This is a genomic window from Holospora obtusa F1 (assembly GCF_000469665.2).
GTDB classification, from domain to species: Bacteria; Pseudomonadota; Alphaproteobacteria; order Holosporales; family Holosporaceae; genus Holospora; species Holospora obtusa.
In genome coordinates this window covers 1-12,856 of record NZ_AWTR02000023.1, presented here as the reverse complement: position 1 = coordinate 12,856, position 12,856 = coordinate 1, and the positions used below count along the sequence as shown (strand labels likewise).

The following is a 12,856-nucleotide window of genomic DNA, read 5'->3' as shown; positions in this document are numbered from 1 at the left end:
AAAAGGTGTTGCAGCCTGTTGTTGCGCTGAAAAAGGTGTTGCAGCCTGTTGTTGTGCTGGAAAAGGTGTTGCAGCCTGTTGTTGTGCTGAAAAAATTTCGAAACAGTAAAAAATTTCGGAGCTTGCGGTTTAGCCTGTTGTTGCGCTGGAAAAATTTTCGAAGCAGCAAAAAATTTCGGAGCAGAAAAAAATCCTACAGTTTTTTGTGCTGGAAAAATTTTCGGAAGCTTGCGGTGCAGCCTGTTGTTGTGCTGGAAAAATTTTCGAAGCAGCAAAAAATTTCGGAGCAGAAAAAAATCCTACAGTTTTTTGTGCTGGAAAAATTTTTCCAGCTACTACAGAAATTGAAAAAATAAAATTTAAAACGCAAACTAAAAAAATAACATTCATTTTTTAAAAAGATAAAGACTACGTTAATTATTTTATTTTTTTTTTACCAAAATGTCAAATTAAAAATATATTAATTTTTTCAACATATTTTTTGACATATATAAATTTTTTGTATAAAGACTGAGTTTAGGTAAATGTTTAGTCCCCACAACATGTGGTTTGGATTATGATTAAAATTTGACGTGTTACGTTCAAATTCTAAGATGATAATATCAAAGGGGGGCTGATATTTCAATAATTTCAGCTTTTTTTGATGATTATAATAAAGCACAAAAGTCATCTATGGCGCTTCAGCTCATCAAGATCTTTGTAAACATAAGTCTTTTTTGTGTAGTGTTTGAGGGATCTATTGGTGATTTCGACCTGACCGTTGATCCAAGGATGCTTAAATTTGGTGAGCCCGTGCTCAATGTTATGCTCCTTGCACATCACATCAAAGGCGGTGCGTTTTGTTTTTTGACTTCAGGTGTTGCGCAAGCAGTTCATAGGTAAATTGCGTCCCCATTATCTATGAGAATGTTCGTTATTTTAAAAGAACAATGGACGATCAGATTTTTCAAAAATGCACTTGACTTGTTAACCGACATCTTTGAATGGGGCTCGACATAAACGTACTTTGTGGCTCGCTCAATGGCCACAAAAAGGTCGCATTTTCCCTGATCTGTGCGGACCTTCTGTACTATCAATATGAACAAATCCAAAGGGATACATTTCTTTTTTTCAAGAGCCGCCCCTTCTTTAGGTAAGACATTTAGACTATTTCTTTTAAGGCATCGATGCAGATTAGAGCACATGAGATTGAGAATCTTCTCTTTCAAAGCACTATAAACATCATCAAGCGGAAGCTTAGAAACGCGCCTAAATTCACACACAATCTCTTGCTTCTGTTGAAGATAAAATGCTTTGGCTGTGCAGGGCCAGAGCATTTATCTTGAACACAACCGGCTTTCTTCCTCTTCAAAACAGTTTTAATAGTGAAGGGCCAGACGCTTTGCTATTTTTGCAGCGCTCTGTACAGAGCTTTGTATTTTTTTCGGACTCAAAGCGTCGTTTTGGCATTGTTATGCAGTATACTTCCCATAAATTATCCTCTTTTAGTTTCTTATAAGTTATACCATAAGAATTTGAAACTAAACACCCAGGTGCTATCGATTTATGATTAACATACCCAGCTATAATATTTGTCCGCTGATAATAGTTACCGCTTTTTTTGGAAGAAAGCTTTTTCCCCTTTCTGCTCCATCCTGCGTTCTGCACAAATAGTCATCTCAACACCGCTTTCATTAATATATACAAGACTTTCTGACGGTGTGCCTTTTATAGTTTCTTTATATCGTTCTCGTTTTTCTTGGCTTGCTTGCAAATAGGTAACGGTTTTTTTTATAGCTAAATCTTAGCTTCTTTAATCGCCGATAAACAGAACACATACTAACATTAAATAGCTTTGCTATCTTCTCTTCTGCTCATTTTTTATCTTCATTGGCCTTCGACATAAACGCTTAGCTTTTTTGGGTCTATTTTGAACTTTCTGCCTAAACGTGGTTTAGCTTTAATGGATACTGCTTTCTTGGTACCCGATCCACCACCTGCTTACGCTACTTTTACTAACTTTAAAAATCTTGGATGTCGTGTTTTGAGTGTTACCAAGCTTAATATATTCTATTACTCTCTCACTTAGATCTAAGCTGTAGTGTTTCTTTGTCATTTTTTCCTAAAAGCATCTCCTTGTCCCGTTTTCAAGCTAAATAACTATAGTTGCATATATTGAATAAAAGACTCTTTTCTTATAGTGAGCTTTTCACCTAAACGTATTTTTGGGCGGCAATGTCCTTGGCTTTTATAACGTAAATGCAATCTGCTGATTGTCATTTCATTTATTCCAAAAACTTTCGATACTTTTTTGACTGGTACCTGTTTTGATAAAATTTATAACCTTTTTTCTTAAATCAATACCATACGGACGCGGTGACATTATCTATCTTTTGGATAGAATGTATCATATTTCGTATTACAATGCAACTGTTTTTAACATAAAGATATTGAAATGTGCGCTCAAATTGCGCGACTACACCACCAAACTCTTAGACTTAAAGCAAATAAAAATCTTTAAAAAGTTTACGCTTTATGGGTTATGTTAAAAATTTAAAAAAGCAAAAAAATACTAAATCCAAAATAAATATTTGTTGATCATTTCTTCATAAAAAAAATGTAAAACAAAATAACCCGATATGCTTGCTCAGATAATTAATTAATGACTATACAAAGCATCATTAAGATAAATGCAACTTAGAATCGCAAAAACGTAAGCTTGTAAAAATGCAATAAAAAGTTCGAATCCAGTAAATACCATATTAAGTAGCATAGGAATGATACCAAAAGGTCCCATCATGATAACAAAAGTTCCAATAATTTTCATCATACTATGTCCTGCTAACATATTTACGAATAGACGAATAGATAAACTCATAGGACGAGACAGATAAGAAACTATTTCGATAGGAACCAAAACCGGTGCAATAGCCCAGGGAACATTTCTTGGAAAAAATATCCGCGCATACTTAAATCCTTGACGATATAATCCAACTCCTGTTGAGAAAATAAATAAGATTAACGCTAATGTCAAATTTACAATTAATTGCCCAGTAATTGTAAACGCATAAGGAAAAAGTCCAAAAAGATTTCCACAAAATACAAAAAAGAATGCAGAACAAATCATAGGAACGAACGGAATTCCCTGAACTCCATTTACTTCCTGTACCATACGTTCTAACAAATACATAGGTAACTCTGCGGCACTTTGTAAGCGTGACGGTTTGACAGACAACTGTTTTAAACAAAATTTAAAAAATATCAAAATTAATGCCGTAATTAACATCATACACACCGAAGAATTTGTAATAGAAACATCTACTCCACAAAATGTTAACGGAAGAAAAATTTTGATTTGAAATTGTGCTAGTGGATCCATAAAAAATATTTTTTGTTGAGTACTCCCGTATTATTCTACCAAAAATTTTTTAATAAAAATAGCATATTTTAGTCACGGCTTTGCATAAATAAAGAAAGCACTACCTTTATAGTAATTTAGCTTGAAAACGGAACAAGGAGATGCTTTTAAAAAAAATGACAAAGAAACACTACAGCTTAGATCTAAGAGAGAGTAATAAAATATATTAATCTTGGAAACTCTCAAAACACGACATCCAAGAAATAGCGTAAGTAGGTGGTGAATCAGGTGCCAAGAAGCAGGCTCCATTAAAGTTAAACCACGCTTAGGCAGAAAGGGAAAAATAGACCTAAAAAAAGCTTAGGGTTTATATCCAAGAACAATGAAGATAAAAAATGAGGAAGATAAAAAAACTATTTAATGCTAGTATTTCTGCGTATCGGCAATTAAAGAAGCTAGGCTTTAGCTATAAAAAAACTGTTACCTACTTGCAAGCAAGCCAAGAAAAATGAAAGCGATATAACGAAACTATAAAAGGCATATCGTTAGAAAGTCTTGTATATAGTAATTTAGCATGAAGATGAGATTTGGAAGAATGCGGAAATAGCCTCGTAAAGTTTATCAAATTGGTTAATTTGATTCTTAACCCATCTTTTCATAGTATCCCAAAAGTTCCCTATTGGATTCAAATCGGGTGAGTATGGCGGTAAAAAGATGAGTTAATAACCTACAGATTCGATCAACTCTTTCGTTCTTTGAGATTGATGAAATGCAGCATTATCCATTATTACAATTTGCCCAGGTTCTAATTTCTTAATCTATACCTTTTTTACCCAAGCTTCAATAATTTTGTATGACAAAATTATTAAATACCCTAGGTGCATTTATACACACCCAGCTATAATATTTGTCTGCTGATAATATTTACCGCTCTTTTAGTAGCAAGCTTTTTCCCCTTTTTGCCCCATCCTGTTTCTGCACAAATGATCATCTCGCTTTCATCAATATATACAAGACTTTCTAACGGTATGCCTTTTATAGTTTATTTATAGCGCTTTCATTTTTTTTGGCTTGCTTGCAGGTAGGTAACAATTTTTTTATAGCTAAAGCCTATCTTCTTTAACCGCCGATACGCAGAAATACTAGCATTAAATAATTTTGCTATCTTCCTCATTTTTTATCTTCATTGTTCTTCGATATAAACCCTAAGCTTTTTTTAGGTCTATTTTTCCCTTTCTGCCTAAGCGTGGTTTAGCCTGCTTCTTGGTACCTGATCCAATCACCTACTTACGCTATTTCTTGCATGTCGTGTTTTGAGTGTTACCAAGCTTAATATATTCTATTACTTGTTCCCTTAGATATAAGCTGTAGTGTTTCTTTGTCATTTTCTTTTAAAAATAGCTTCTCTCTTGTCCCGTTTTCAAGCTAAATTACTATATTTATCGCTCTTTTTACCAAAAAGTTTTTACTTTTTTGCTCCATCTTCTATCTTTGCAAATGATTAGCTCTATCTTGCTTTCCAATGTACACAAGATCTTCATATAATATATTTTTATCGCTTCTTGGTGTATATTTCATTTTTCTTTATTTGCTTTCCTCATAGGTAAAGCCTTTTTTATAACTAAAGCCTGCGCGCCTTAACCAATACCGTGCACTACTGGCACTTATTCCAAATTCAAGAGCAATATTTTCTAATCTAGCATCTGGATGATGAATTGCATATATTGAGTAAAAAACTTTTTTTCTATAGTCGGCTTTTCACCCAAACGTATCTTTGGGCAGAAATTTTTTTGGCTTTTATAACGTAAATTCCATCTCTTGATTGTCATTTTATTTGTTCCAAAAACTCTGAAAACTTCTTTTTGACTGTTACCTGCTTTGATAAAATTTATAACCTCTTCTTTTTAATTTATATGGACCTATATCGTTGACATTATCTATCTCTTTATAAAAAATATATTATATTTTGCATTGCAATTCAACTGTTTTTACTATAAACATCATCAAGCGGTAATTTAGAAATACGTCTAAATTGGCAAATCACATGTCGCTGCCGTGAGGACAAGATGCTCTTTGGCTGTTTCGGGCCCAAGCGCTTATCTTCAACGCTTAATCTTTTCTTCTATTTTAGAACCGTCTTGACGTTTAGGTTATAGCGTTTTGAAAGCGTTGGGACGCTCTCTTTAGATTATTGTATTTTTTTTGATTCTTGGCGTTGTCTTAGCATTGGCATGCAATATATTTCCCATAAATTTGTCCTCTTGTGTTCTTTACAGATTACACCATAAAAATTAGAAACTAAACATTTATAAATATTCTCGGTTATTAACAGTGGTGATAGTCCTATTTACTTTTGTATTTTTTTGTTTCTGATTCATTGTGCATTAAATTGGCTGTTTTTAAAATTATTTTAGCTAAAATAATTTAGGAAAAACGTATTATAGGGACGAAGCATATCTTCTATTCGTAAACCTTCTAAATTTTCTAAATTTTACACTTGTTCAGTGAGTCTTAATTTAATTCACGCCATGAAGACAGTTTTTTCCATACAAAATATGTTTTACACAAAGCTTTTCGTGCGTACGCAGACAAAGGAAGAGTTTGAGGCCATTCTGGCCAATCCTCAGGATTAGAAGTTTGTGCGCCTTCAGCATATTCAAATCCAGAATGAGCTTTAAGCTGTTGTTGCATCCAATGAATAAAAAGTTGAACATCGCTTGCTATAACAAGTTGTCCATTATTTTTCAAAATTTTCCAACATTCCGTTAAAAAACTCGATTGTAATAAACGGCGCTTATGATGACGTTGTTTTGGCCAAGGATCAGGGAATAAAATAAAAATTTTTTCAAACAGTGCTCTAGGCAAATGTGGGAGCAAAAGATGAACACTGTGAGGAAAAATATGCAGCCGATTTTGCTCTTCTTGTGAAAGATTTATCAAGCAACGCACAATTCCAGGACGAAAAACCTCAACACCTAAAAAATGGACCTGCGCATGCTTTTTCATTTGAGCACGTAAATGCGATCCATCTCCAAATCCAATTTCCATCCACCAAGATTCATCCGTAGAAAAAACATCATCTCTTTTTTCTAGAACTTTATGAGTACAATCTACCAGCGGTAGGATGTGCTCATACACGAATTGTAACCTAGGGCTTAACTTTCGTCCACATATTCTTCCGTATAAATTCAAAACCGACATCTTAACTACCGAAATAAAAAGCTAACAGTACTGCATACAAAAATATTTTTTATAAACCCTTTCTTTTCTATATCGCTTTTTTCTGGTTTAGTAGAGTTTGAAATAATAAGGTCTGATTCGGTAACACTTTTTACTTTTATCAAGTGCAAAGAAGCGCTTTTTGCAATACATTCCGCGACTTTTTTAGCGTCTTCAAAAGATTCTTGAAGCATTTGCTCTCGCAGCTTTTCGGATTTCGTATAAAAGAAAGATAGACGACTGACTACAGAAAAAGACGGCATATGTTCAGCCAACTTAAGTTTTGCATTTTGAATTTTATCCACATCCTTCGAATCTATATGAATCGACAATTTAACATAACATTTTTGATTATTTATTACATATTCTTCATAAGAGAAAGGAGTAATTTCTATATTAAAATGATTAACATCTATTCCTCTTATCCCTTGATTTTTACAAAAATCAAAAAATTTTTCTTTAAAAGAGTTCAATTGCGCAATTCCTGATTTCGAATCCTCACACAAAAGTTCTACTTCTACTTCCCAACTGGCAAGATCAGACTTTACTTCTCTTTCTGAAAACCCCTCTACTGTTAAGGTACTATGTTCTGTTTCCCAATCTAGTTTTGATAAACAATAAACGGATATCCCCCCAGATATACAGCACCCTAACAAAATTACCTTGATAAAAATATTTTTCTTCATCTGGCGTTCCTGACAATAAAGTATTTATTAATTGGGCTCATTATTATCGAATCACAAAAGTTACAGTACTGACTGTGCGAATTGTTTTTACTAAATTCCCACTCTGATAGTCTCCCGTTGCATGTGTATTAAAATAACTTGATTTTTCAGAATCTGTAATTGTGAATAATCCTTGCGTAACCGTTTTAACTTTTTCTAACTTTACTCCAGCACTTTTTGCAATACAGTTAGCTGCTTTTTGCGCATCTTCAAAAGACTCTTGGACCATCTTATCCCTAATAGGAGAAAAATTTGTATAGAAAAAGGATAAACTACTGGAAATTGGAAAAGAAGAAAGCGCAGAAGTTAACTTTAATTTTGCGTCTCGAATCTTTTCAACTTCTTTTGAATCTACGTAAATAGATAAGGTAACTGAGTATCGCGGACGTTTGTCTAATTCTTTATAATAATTTTTCCAATTATCTTCAATTTCTACTTGGTATCGATTAGGATCTGCATCATCTATTTTATGTTCTTTACAAAAGTCAAAAAATTTTTTTTTAAACTCTTCTAGCTTCCCTATAGCCTCTACCGTATCGTTAGATAAAAGAAAAGAAGATGTTTTCCAGCTTACCAAGTCAGACCTCACCTCTTTTTCTGAAACTCCTCGAACAGTAAGGACTTTTTCTGACAATTTTTGTCCAATTTGAGTTGACAAATTTGAGAAAGTCAAGGACGCAAAAATGCATAACACGGTAAAAATCAGCTGTTTAAAAATATCTGTTTTCATGATTTTCATCATCAATAATAAGCACAAAAAATCTTATCATAAAAATTTGCTATTTTGCAAACGACACATACGAAATTATTCTTTATTTTTAAATTTTTACATAAAAATTTTAATAGTTAATTTTTGAAACCTTTACACTAGACTGTTCTCATAAACTTGTTGTGAGAGTGTGTTAAAATTGAAATGCTTTTTCCCGATATCCTATTTTTAGTTGCAGTAATGTAGATTAACTTAGGTGTGTTTTTTATCATATAGTAATTTAGCTTGAAAACGGGACAAAGAGATGCTATTTTTAAGAGAGCATGACAAAGAAACACTACAGCTTAAATCTAAGAGAGGGAGTAATAGAATATATTAATCTTGGTAACACTCAAAACACGACATCCAAAAAGTAGCGTAAGTAGGTGGTGGATCATGCACCAAGAGGCAGGCCACGCTTAGACAGTAAGGGAAAAATAGGCTCAGAAAAGCTAAGGATTTATGTCAAAGACCAATGAAGATAAAAAAATAGAAGAGATAGCAAAACTATTTAATGCTAGTATTTTTGTGTATCGACGATTAAAGAAGCTAGGCTTTAACTATAAAAAAACCTTTATCTACTTGCAAGCAAGCCAAGAAAAATGAAAGCTATATAAAGAAACTATAAAAGGCACACCGTCAGAAAGTTTTGCATATATTGATGAAAGCGGTATTGAGACGACCATTTGTTCACAAACAGGATCGGGCAGAAAGGGGAAAAAGCTTACTGTCAAAAAAAAGCGATAAATATTATAACTGGGTATGTTAGCAACTAGGGTATTGAAAGGTTCTTGTCATACAAAATTATTTGAAGCTTGGGTAAAAGAGGTATTGATTAAAGGATTAGAACCTGGGCAAATTGTAATAATGAATAACGCTGTATTTCATCAATCTCAAAGAACGAAAGAGTTGATCGAATCTGTAGGTTGTCAACTCATCTTTTTACCGCTATACTCACCTGATTTGAATCCAATAGAGAAATTTTAGGCTAATATGAAAAGATGGGTTAAGAAGCAAATTAACCAATTTGATAAACTTTACGAAGCTATTTTCGTATTTTTTCAAATCCCATTTTTATTCTAAATTACTATATATAGGGAATTCTTAGTATAACTTCTGAAATAAACCTAATTTACAGGAGTAATCTTGAGTAAAAAATTGTCAAACTATTTTAATCAAAGTAGATGATACAAGAAGTAATCAAAAATATTCATTGATCCCGCTAACCGGTACAACATTATAATTTTAGCGAAATTACCAAATTTTTAAAAGTATATCAAAAAATTATCGAGCAGTACTTTGAATTTTAGCACCTAATCCATGATATGGTAAATTAAGTCGAGTTTGTAAATAAAGACAAAATACGATATACAGTGATCGAAGAGAGACGTTCTTGGCTATAGAATTTTAAAATTTCTTTATGAAAATAATATATTTTTTCACAAATGTCAACTTCAACTTAATTTACGATATTTTTAAAAAAGCGAAAAAAGTAGAATTTTTTTATTACTTTTTTTAGCGTAACAAAAAATCTTATCTAACTCAATCTCAATTAATAGAGTACGTACAACACCATCAAAATACGCTCAATACCAGGAGCAGCCCCTCCATGCGGAGGAACTCCATAGCCAAAAGCATTCAATAACGCTCCAAATTGACGCTCTACTTCTTGATCTGCTATATCATGAAAAAAATCTTAACGACTTGTGTTGGTAGATCTTTCTTATTTGTAGAACAATAATCTAACTTAAACAAATTCCCATTTTTTTTACGAAGAAAGTGGACGAAGATGCAACTCCTTTAATCTAGCAGAAGGTAGCGGACCGGGAGCTTGCATCAAAAGATCTTTTCCTTGCTGAGTCCAAGGAAACGCAACAACCTCCCGAATATTAGGAACTTGACACAATAACATCAAAATACGCTCAATACCAGGAGCAGCCCCTCCATGCGGAGGAACTCCATAGCGAAACGCATTCAATAACGCTCCAAACTGACGCTCCACTTCTTGATCTGCATACCCTGCAATCAAAAAAGCCTTTTTCATAATTTCAGGATCGTGATTTCGAATAGCTCCACTGCATAGTTCTACACCATTACACACAATATCGTACTGAAAAGCCTTGATCTCTAATGGAGAGATTTTCTCTAACGCTTTCATTCCACCTTGAGGCATCGAAAACGGATTGTGAGAAAAAACAACTGATTGTGTTAAGGGGTCTTCTTCGTACATGGGAAAATCTACAATCCAACAAAACTTAAATACTTTTTCTTCTTCAGGATTCAAGGCTTTCCAGACATACGTTCTTAATTTTCCCAAAAATTGCTCTACTTCTTTACAAGGTCCTGCCATAAAGCACACCCCTACACCTTCTATGTCTGAAAATTCCCTTGTTAATTCTAACTGCTCATCATCAGAAAAAAATTTCACAAGAGGACCTTGCCATTTGTCCGATTTTCTAAGAATATACCCTAAACCTGGCGCCCCTTGTTCCAAAGCCCAAGATTCTAACATTTTTAAAAATTGACGAGACTGCTGTGCCAAACCGGGAACTTTTAACGCCCTAATAGTTCCTTTTTTCTTCAATGCGCCCTGAAAAGGTGGAAAACTACTGTTATGAAATAATTTACAAAGATTAGAAATTTTTAATGGATTTCTTAAATCCGGCTTGTCGCTCCCGTATTCTTCTAGCGCTTTTTCATAAGGTATACGTGGAAAGTTTTCTAAAGAAACTTGCCATTCATCAGGAGCGAATTTTAAAAATGTTTCACGTAACACGGGTTCAAGAATAGAAAATATTTCTTCCTGTGTCACAAACGACATTTCCATATCTAATTGATAAAATTCTCCAGGAGATCGATCTGCTCTAGGATCTTCGTCACGAAAACAAGGAGAAATTTGAAAATATTTATCAAAACCAGAAGCCATTAAAAGTTGTTTAAATTGCTGAGGAGCTTGGGGAAGAGCGTAAAATTGACCGGGATACAGTCTACTAGGCACTACATAATCTCGAGCTCCCTCTGGACTGGTTCCCGTCAAAATAGGGGTCTGAATTTCTAAAAAACCTCGACTTTGCATTTGTTCCCTTAAAAACTGAATAACCTTCCCCCTTAAGACTATATGTTGGTGAAGCTTTGGGCGACGCAAATCTAGAAAACGATACTTCAACCGCGTCTCTTCTGGAAACGGTTCATCAGAGTTGACAGTTAACGGCAACGGTGCAGCCTGAGATAACATTACAGCCAGCTGTGCTTTGACTTCTATTTCTCCCGTTTCTATTTTTGTATTCACAAGATGAGCTTGTCGTAAAACAACTTCCCCCTCTACAGAAACAACAGACTCTAAAGGTGCATGCTCTAAAATAACGAAAGCTGGACTTGCAGGATCTACAACGCATTGAGTAATACCGTAGTGATCACGCAAATCCACAAACAAAAGCTGACCATGATCACGTTTTCGATGAATCCATCCAGAAAGCTTTACGTTTTTTCTTTCGTGGTTAGCCCTTAACGCGCCACAACTCTCTGTTCTGTAAAAAGAATTCATATCGTCACTCCCAAAACACATTGATTAATTTTAAAAACAAATTTAATAAAAATATTCTCAAAAAATGGTTCAAAACATAAATCTTTTTTAAGATGATTCTGTTTATAAAAATTCCACCACACAAAAAAATAAAGAAAAAAACAAAAATACTCACTGCTTACCTACTCAAAAATGAAAATAATTTTTCTTTTTTATAAAATGCATACTTATTTTTACTTTAATCATAAAAGTTCTTTTTCCAAAACTTTACAAAATAGAAGCCTCTAATGCGGAGATAGGACATACAAATATCTGACTATCTTCTTTAAACTGATTAACTCCTTTCTCTGTAAGATGATGAAAAATCATCTCTTCTAAAACAGAAAACGGAACGGTTGCGATATGCACTCCTGACACTATAGATTTGTGCACTTGTGAAGCGGTGCGAACCGACGCTGCCAAAAGCTTGGAAGAAGACTGAGTGTGTTGCAACATTTGATACGTTTCTTGTATAACCTGGAATGCATCCTTTCCATCATCCTCTAGTCTTCCTAAAAAAACAGAAATATACGTCGCCCCCGCTTGAGAAGCCAAAAACGCCTGATTTAAAGAAAAACACAGCGTAATATTTACAGGAATACCTTGTTGAGTTAAGCGAAAGCAAGCTTCTAATCCTTGACTTGTTAAAGGAATTTTTACAACAACTTGGGAAGACCATTCTGCAAAGCATATGCCTTGACGCACCATTTCGTCGCTACTTTCTGCTGTCACCTCTACACTAACAGGAAATCCTGGAACGACTTCGCAAATTCGCTTGACTAAATCTTCAAAAAAATTGTCCGAGTGTTGACTCAGTTTCTTAATTTTTTTAGCTACAAGAGAAGGATTCGTCGTAACACCTTTGATAATTCCCATGCGCATTCCAAAAGAAATTTCTTTTATTGAGACACTGTCTAAAAAAATTTGCAACGCACGACCCTATTCAAGATTCTTCTAACGTTCATAATAACATCCGTAGTTTTAAAAAAGAAGGGGGGAAAAAAGAAGAGATTGAATTTACGTATAATGATTAATAGTTCATCTCATAAAACAGGCCCCTGCCTGAAAAAATTTTTGCAATGATACGACTAAATGAGTAAATAGACTTTTTGTAAACCAGGTTCTGTGCACTTATCTAACTTATGTTACGCAGCAATAGTTGATTTCTGCTTGAAATCATCATATTTTTCGTCTGTAAGTTTTTAAGGACAAAAAATGAAACTGGATCTTCTTGATATTTATAGCGACTATTTGATAAGTCAAAA

13 protein-coding genes and 1 pseudogene are annotated in these 12,856 nt (G+C 33.9%); 4 read left to right on the top strand and 10 right to left on the bottom strand.

The window, feature by feature from the left end:
* Positions 1 to 205: 205 nt before the first annotated feature.
* Both P618_RS07645 and P618_RS00930 read left to right on the top strand, forming a co-directional pair.
* Positions 206 to 397 carry a hypothetical protein gene (locus P618_RS07645; RefSeq protein WP_024161011.1) on the top strand — a complete coding sequence of 64 codons (192 nt, stop codon included), beginning with the start codon at positions 206 to 208 and terminating at the stop codon, positions 395 to 397.
* A 326-nt stretch (positions 398 to 723) separates the two neighbouring features.
* The gene (locus tag P618_RS00930; protein WP_156918938.1) at positions 724 to 882 is read left to right on the top strand and encodes a hypothetical protein; all 159 of its coding nucleotides are present in this window, start codon (positions 724 to 726) and stop codon (positions 880 to 882) included.
* Here the strand turns inward: P618_RS00930 and P618_RS00925 are convergent.
* The gene (locus tag P618_RS00925; RefSeq protein ID WP_024161009.1) at positions 873 to 1,316 is read right to left on the bottom strand and encodes a hypothetical protein; all 444 of its coding nucleotides are present in this window, start codon (positions 1,314 to 1,316) and stop codon (positions 873 to 875) included. The two genes, P618_RS00930 and P618_RS00925, sit on opposite strands and share 10 nt — an antisense overlap.
* Positions 1,317 to 1,321: 5 nt before the next feature.
* On the opposite strand from P618_RS00925, the gene P618_RS07640 reads away from it, so the two are divergent.
* The gene (locus P618_RS07640; protein ID WP_156918937.1) at positions 1,322 to 1,498 is read left to right on the top strand and encodes a hypothetical protein; all 177 of its coding nucleotides are present in this window, start codon (positions 1,322 to 1,324) and stop codon (positions 1,496 to 1,498) included.
* Between the two features lie 441 nt (positions 1,499 to 1,939).
* Here P618_RS07640 and P618_RS09050 read toward each other — a convergent pair whose 3' ends face one another.
* The 6 genes from P618_RS09050 to P618_RS00905 all read right to left on the bottom strand — a co-directional run bounded on the left by P618_RS09050 (position 1,940) and on the right by P618_RS00905 (position 8,011).
* Positions 1,940 to 2,095, bottom strand: coding sequence for an IS630 transposase-related protein (locus P618_RS09050; RefSeq protein ID WP_084024545.1), 156 nt, complete (start codon positions 2,093 to 2,095; stop codon positions 1,940 to 1,942).
* A gap of 543 nt (positions 2,096 to 2,638) precedes the next feature.
* The gene (locus tag P618_RS00920) at positions 2,639 to 3,358 is read right to left on the bottom strand and encodes a F0F1 ATP synthase subunit A (protein WP_021826858.1); all 720 of its coding nucleotides are present in this window, start codon (positions 3,356 to 3,358) and stop codon (positions 2,639 to 2,641) included.
* Positions 3,359 to 3,906: 548 nt separating this feature from the next.
* On the bottom strand, positions 3,907 to 4,053 hold the full coding sequence (locus P618_RS09045; RefSeq protein WP_084024544.1) for a transposase: 147 nt from the start codon (positions 4,051 to 4,053) through the stop codon (positions 3,907 to 3,909).
* A 1,795-nt stretch (positions 4,054 to 5,848) separates the two neighbouring features.
* Positions 5,849 to 6,538, bottom strand: coding sequence for a tRNA (guanosine(46)-N7)-methyltransferase TrmB (gene trmB / locus P618_RS05875; protein ID WP_024161007.1), 690 nt, complete (start codon positions 6,536 to 6,538; stop codon positions 5,849 to 5,851).
* A 5-nt stretch (positions 6,539 to 6,543) separates the two neighbouring features.
* On the bottom strand, positions 6,544 to 7,242 hold the full coding sequence (locus P618_RS00910; RefSeq protein WP_021826854.1) for an SIMPL domain-containing protein: 699 nt from the start codon (positions 7,240 to 7,242) through the stop codon (positions 6,544 to 6,546).
* Between the two features lie 43 nt (positions 7,243 to 7,285).
* On the bottom strand, positions 7,286 to 8,011 hold the full coding sequence (locus tag P618_RS00905; protein WP_040458126.1) for an SIMPL domain-containing protein: 726 nt from the start codon (positions 8,009 to 8,011) through the stop codon (positions 7,286 to 7,288).
* A 780-nt stretch (positions 8,012 to 8,791) separates the two neighbouring features.
* Between P618_RS00905 and P618_RS00900 the strand changes: the two genes are divergently transcribed.
* Positions 8,792 to 9,016: a transposase gene (locus P618_RS00900; protein ID WP_021826851.1), complete on the top strand. Its 225-nt coding sequence runs from the start codon at positions 8,792 to 8,794 to the stop codon at positions 9,014 to 9,016.
* 580 nt (positions 9,017 to 9,596) lie between these two features.
* Here P618_RS00900 and P618_RS06395 read toward each other — a convergent pair.
* The 3 genes and pseudogenes from P618_RS06395 to P618_RS00890 all read right to left on the bottom strand — a co-directional run.
* Positions 9,597 to 9,698 (bottom strand): annotated as a pseudogene (locus P618_RS06395) (amino acid--tRNA ligase-related protein); the annotation flags it as partial.
* Positions 9,699 to 9,797: 99 nt separating this feature from the next.
* Positions 9,798 to 11,573 (bottom strand): aspartate--tRNA ligase, encoded by a 1,776-nt coding sequence (aspS, locus tag P618_RS00895; protein ID WP_024161005.1) that lies wholly within the window; start codon positions 11,571 to 11,573, stop codon positions 9,798 to 9,800.
* 246 nt (positions 11,574 to 11,819) lie between these two features.
* On the bottom strand, positions 11,820 to 12,521 hold the full coding sequence (locus tag P618_RS00890; RefSeq protein ID WP_021826847.1) for a transaldolase family protein: 702 nt from the start codon (positions 12,519 to 12,521) through the stop codon (positions 11,820 to 11,822).
* Positions 12,522 to 12,856: the final 335 nt, after the last annotated feature.

Coding starts and splice junctions, on each gene's coding strand:
- P618_RS09050 (WP_084024545.1), bottom strand. CDS start 2,095: ATGACAAAGAAACACTACAGCTTAGATCTAAGTGAGAGAGTAATAGAA.
- P618_RS00905 (WP_040458126.1), bottom strand. CDS start 8,011: ATGAAAACAGATATTTTTAAACAGCTGATTTTTACCGTGTTATGCATT.
- P618_RS00925 (WP_024161009.1), bottom strand. CDS start 1,316: ATGCTCTGGCCCTGCACAGCCAAAGCATTTTATCTTCAACAGAAGCAA.
- P618_RS00900 (WP_021826851.1), top strand. CDS start 8,792: ATGTTAGCAACTAGGGTATTGAAAGGTTCTTGTCATACAAAATTATTT.
- aspS (WP_024161005.1), bottom strand. CDS start 11,573: ATGAATTCTTTTTACAGAACAGAGAGTTGTGGCGCGTTAAGGGCTAAC.
- P618_RS00920 (WP_021826858.1), bottom strand. CDS start 3,358: ATGGATCCACTAGCACAATTTCAAATCAAAATTTTTCTTCCGTTAACA.
- trmB (WP_024161007.1), bottom strand. CDS start 6,538: ATGTCGGTTTTGAATTTATACGGAAGAATATGTGGACGAAAGTTAAGC.
- P618_RS00910 (WP_021826854.1), bottom strand. CDS start 7,242: ATGAAGAAAAATATTTTTATCAAGGTAATTTTGTTAGGGTGCTGTATA.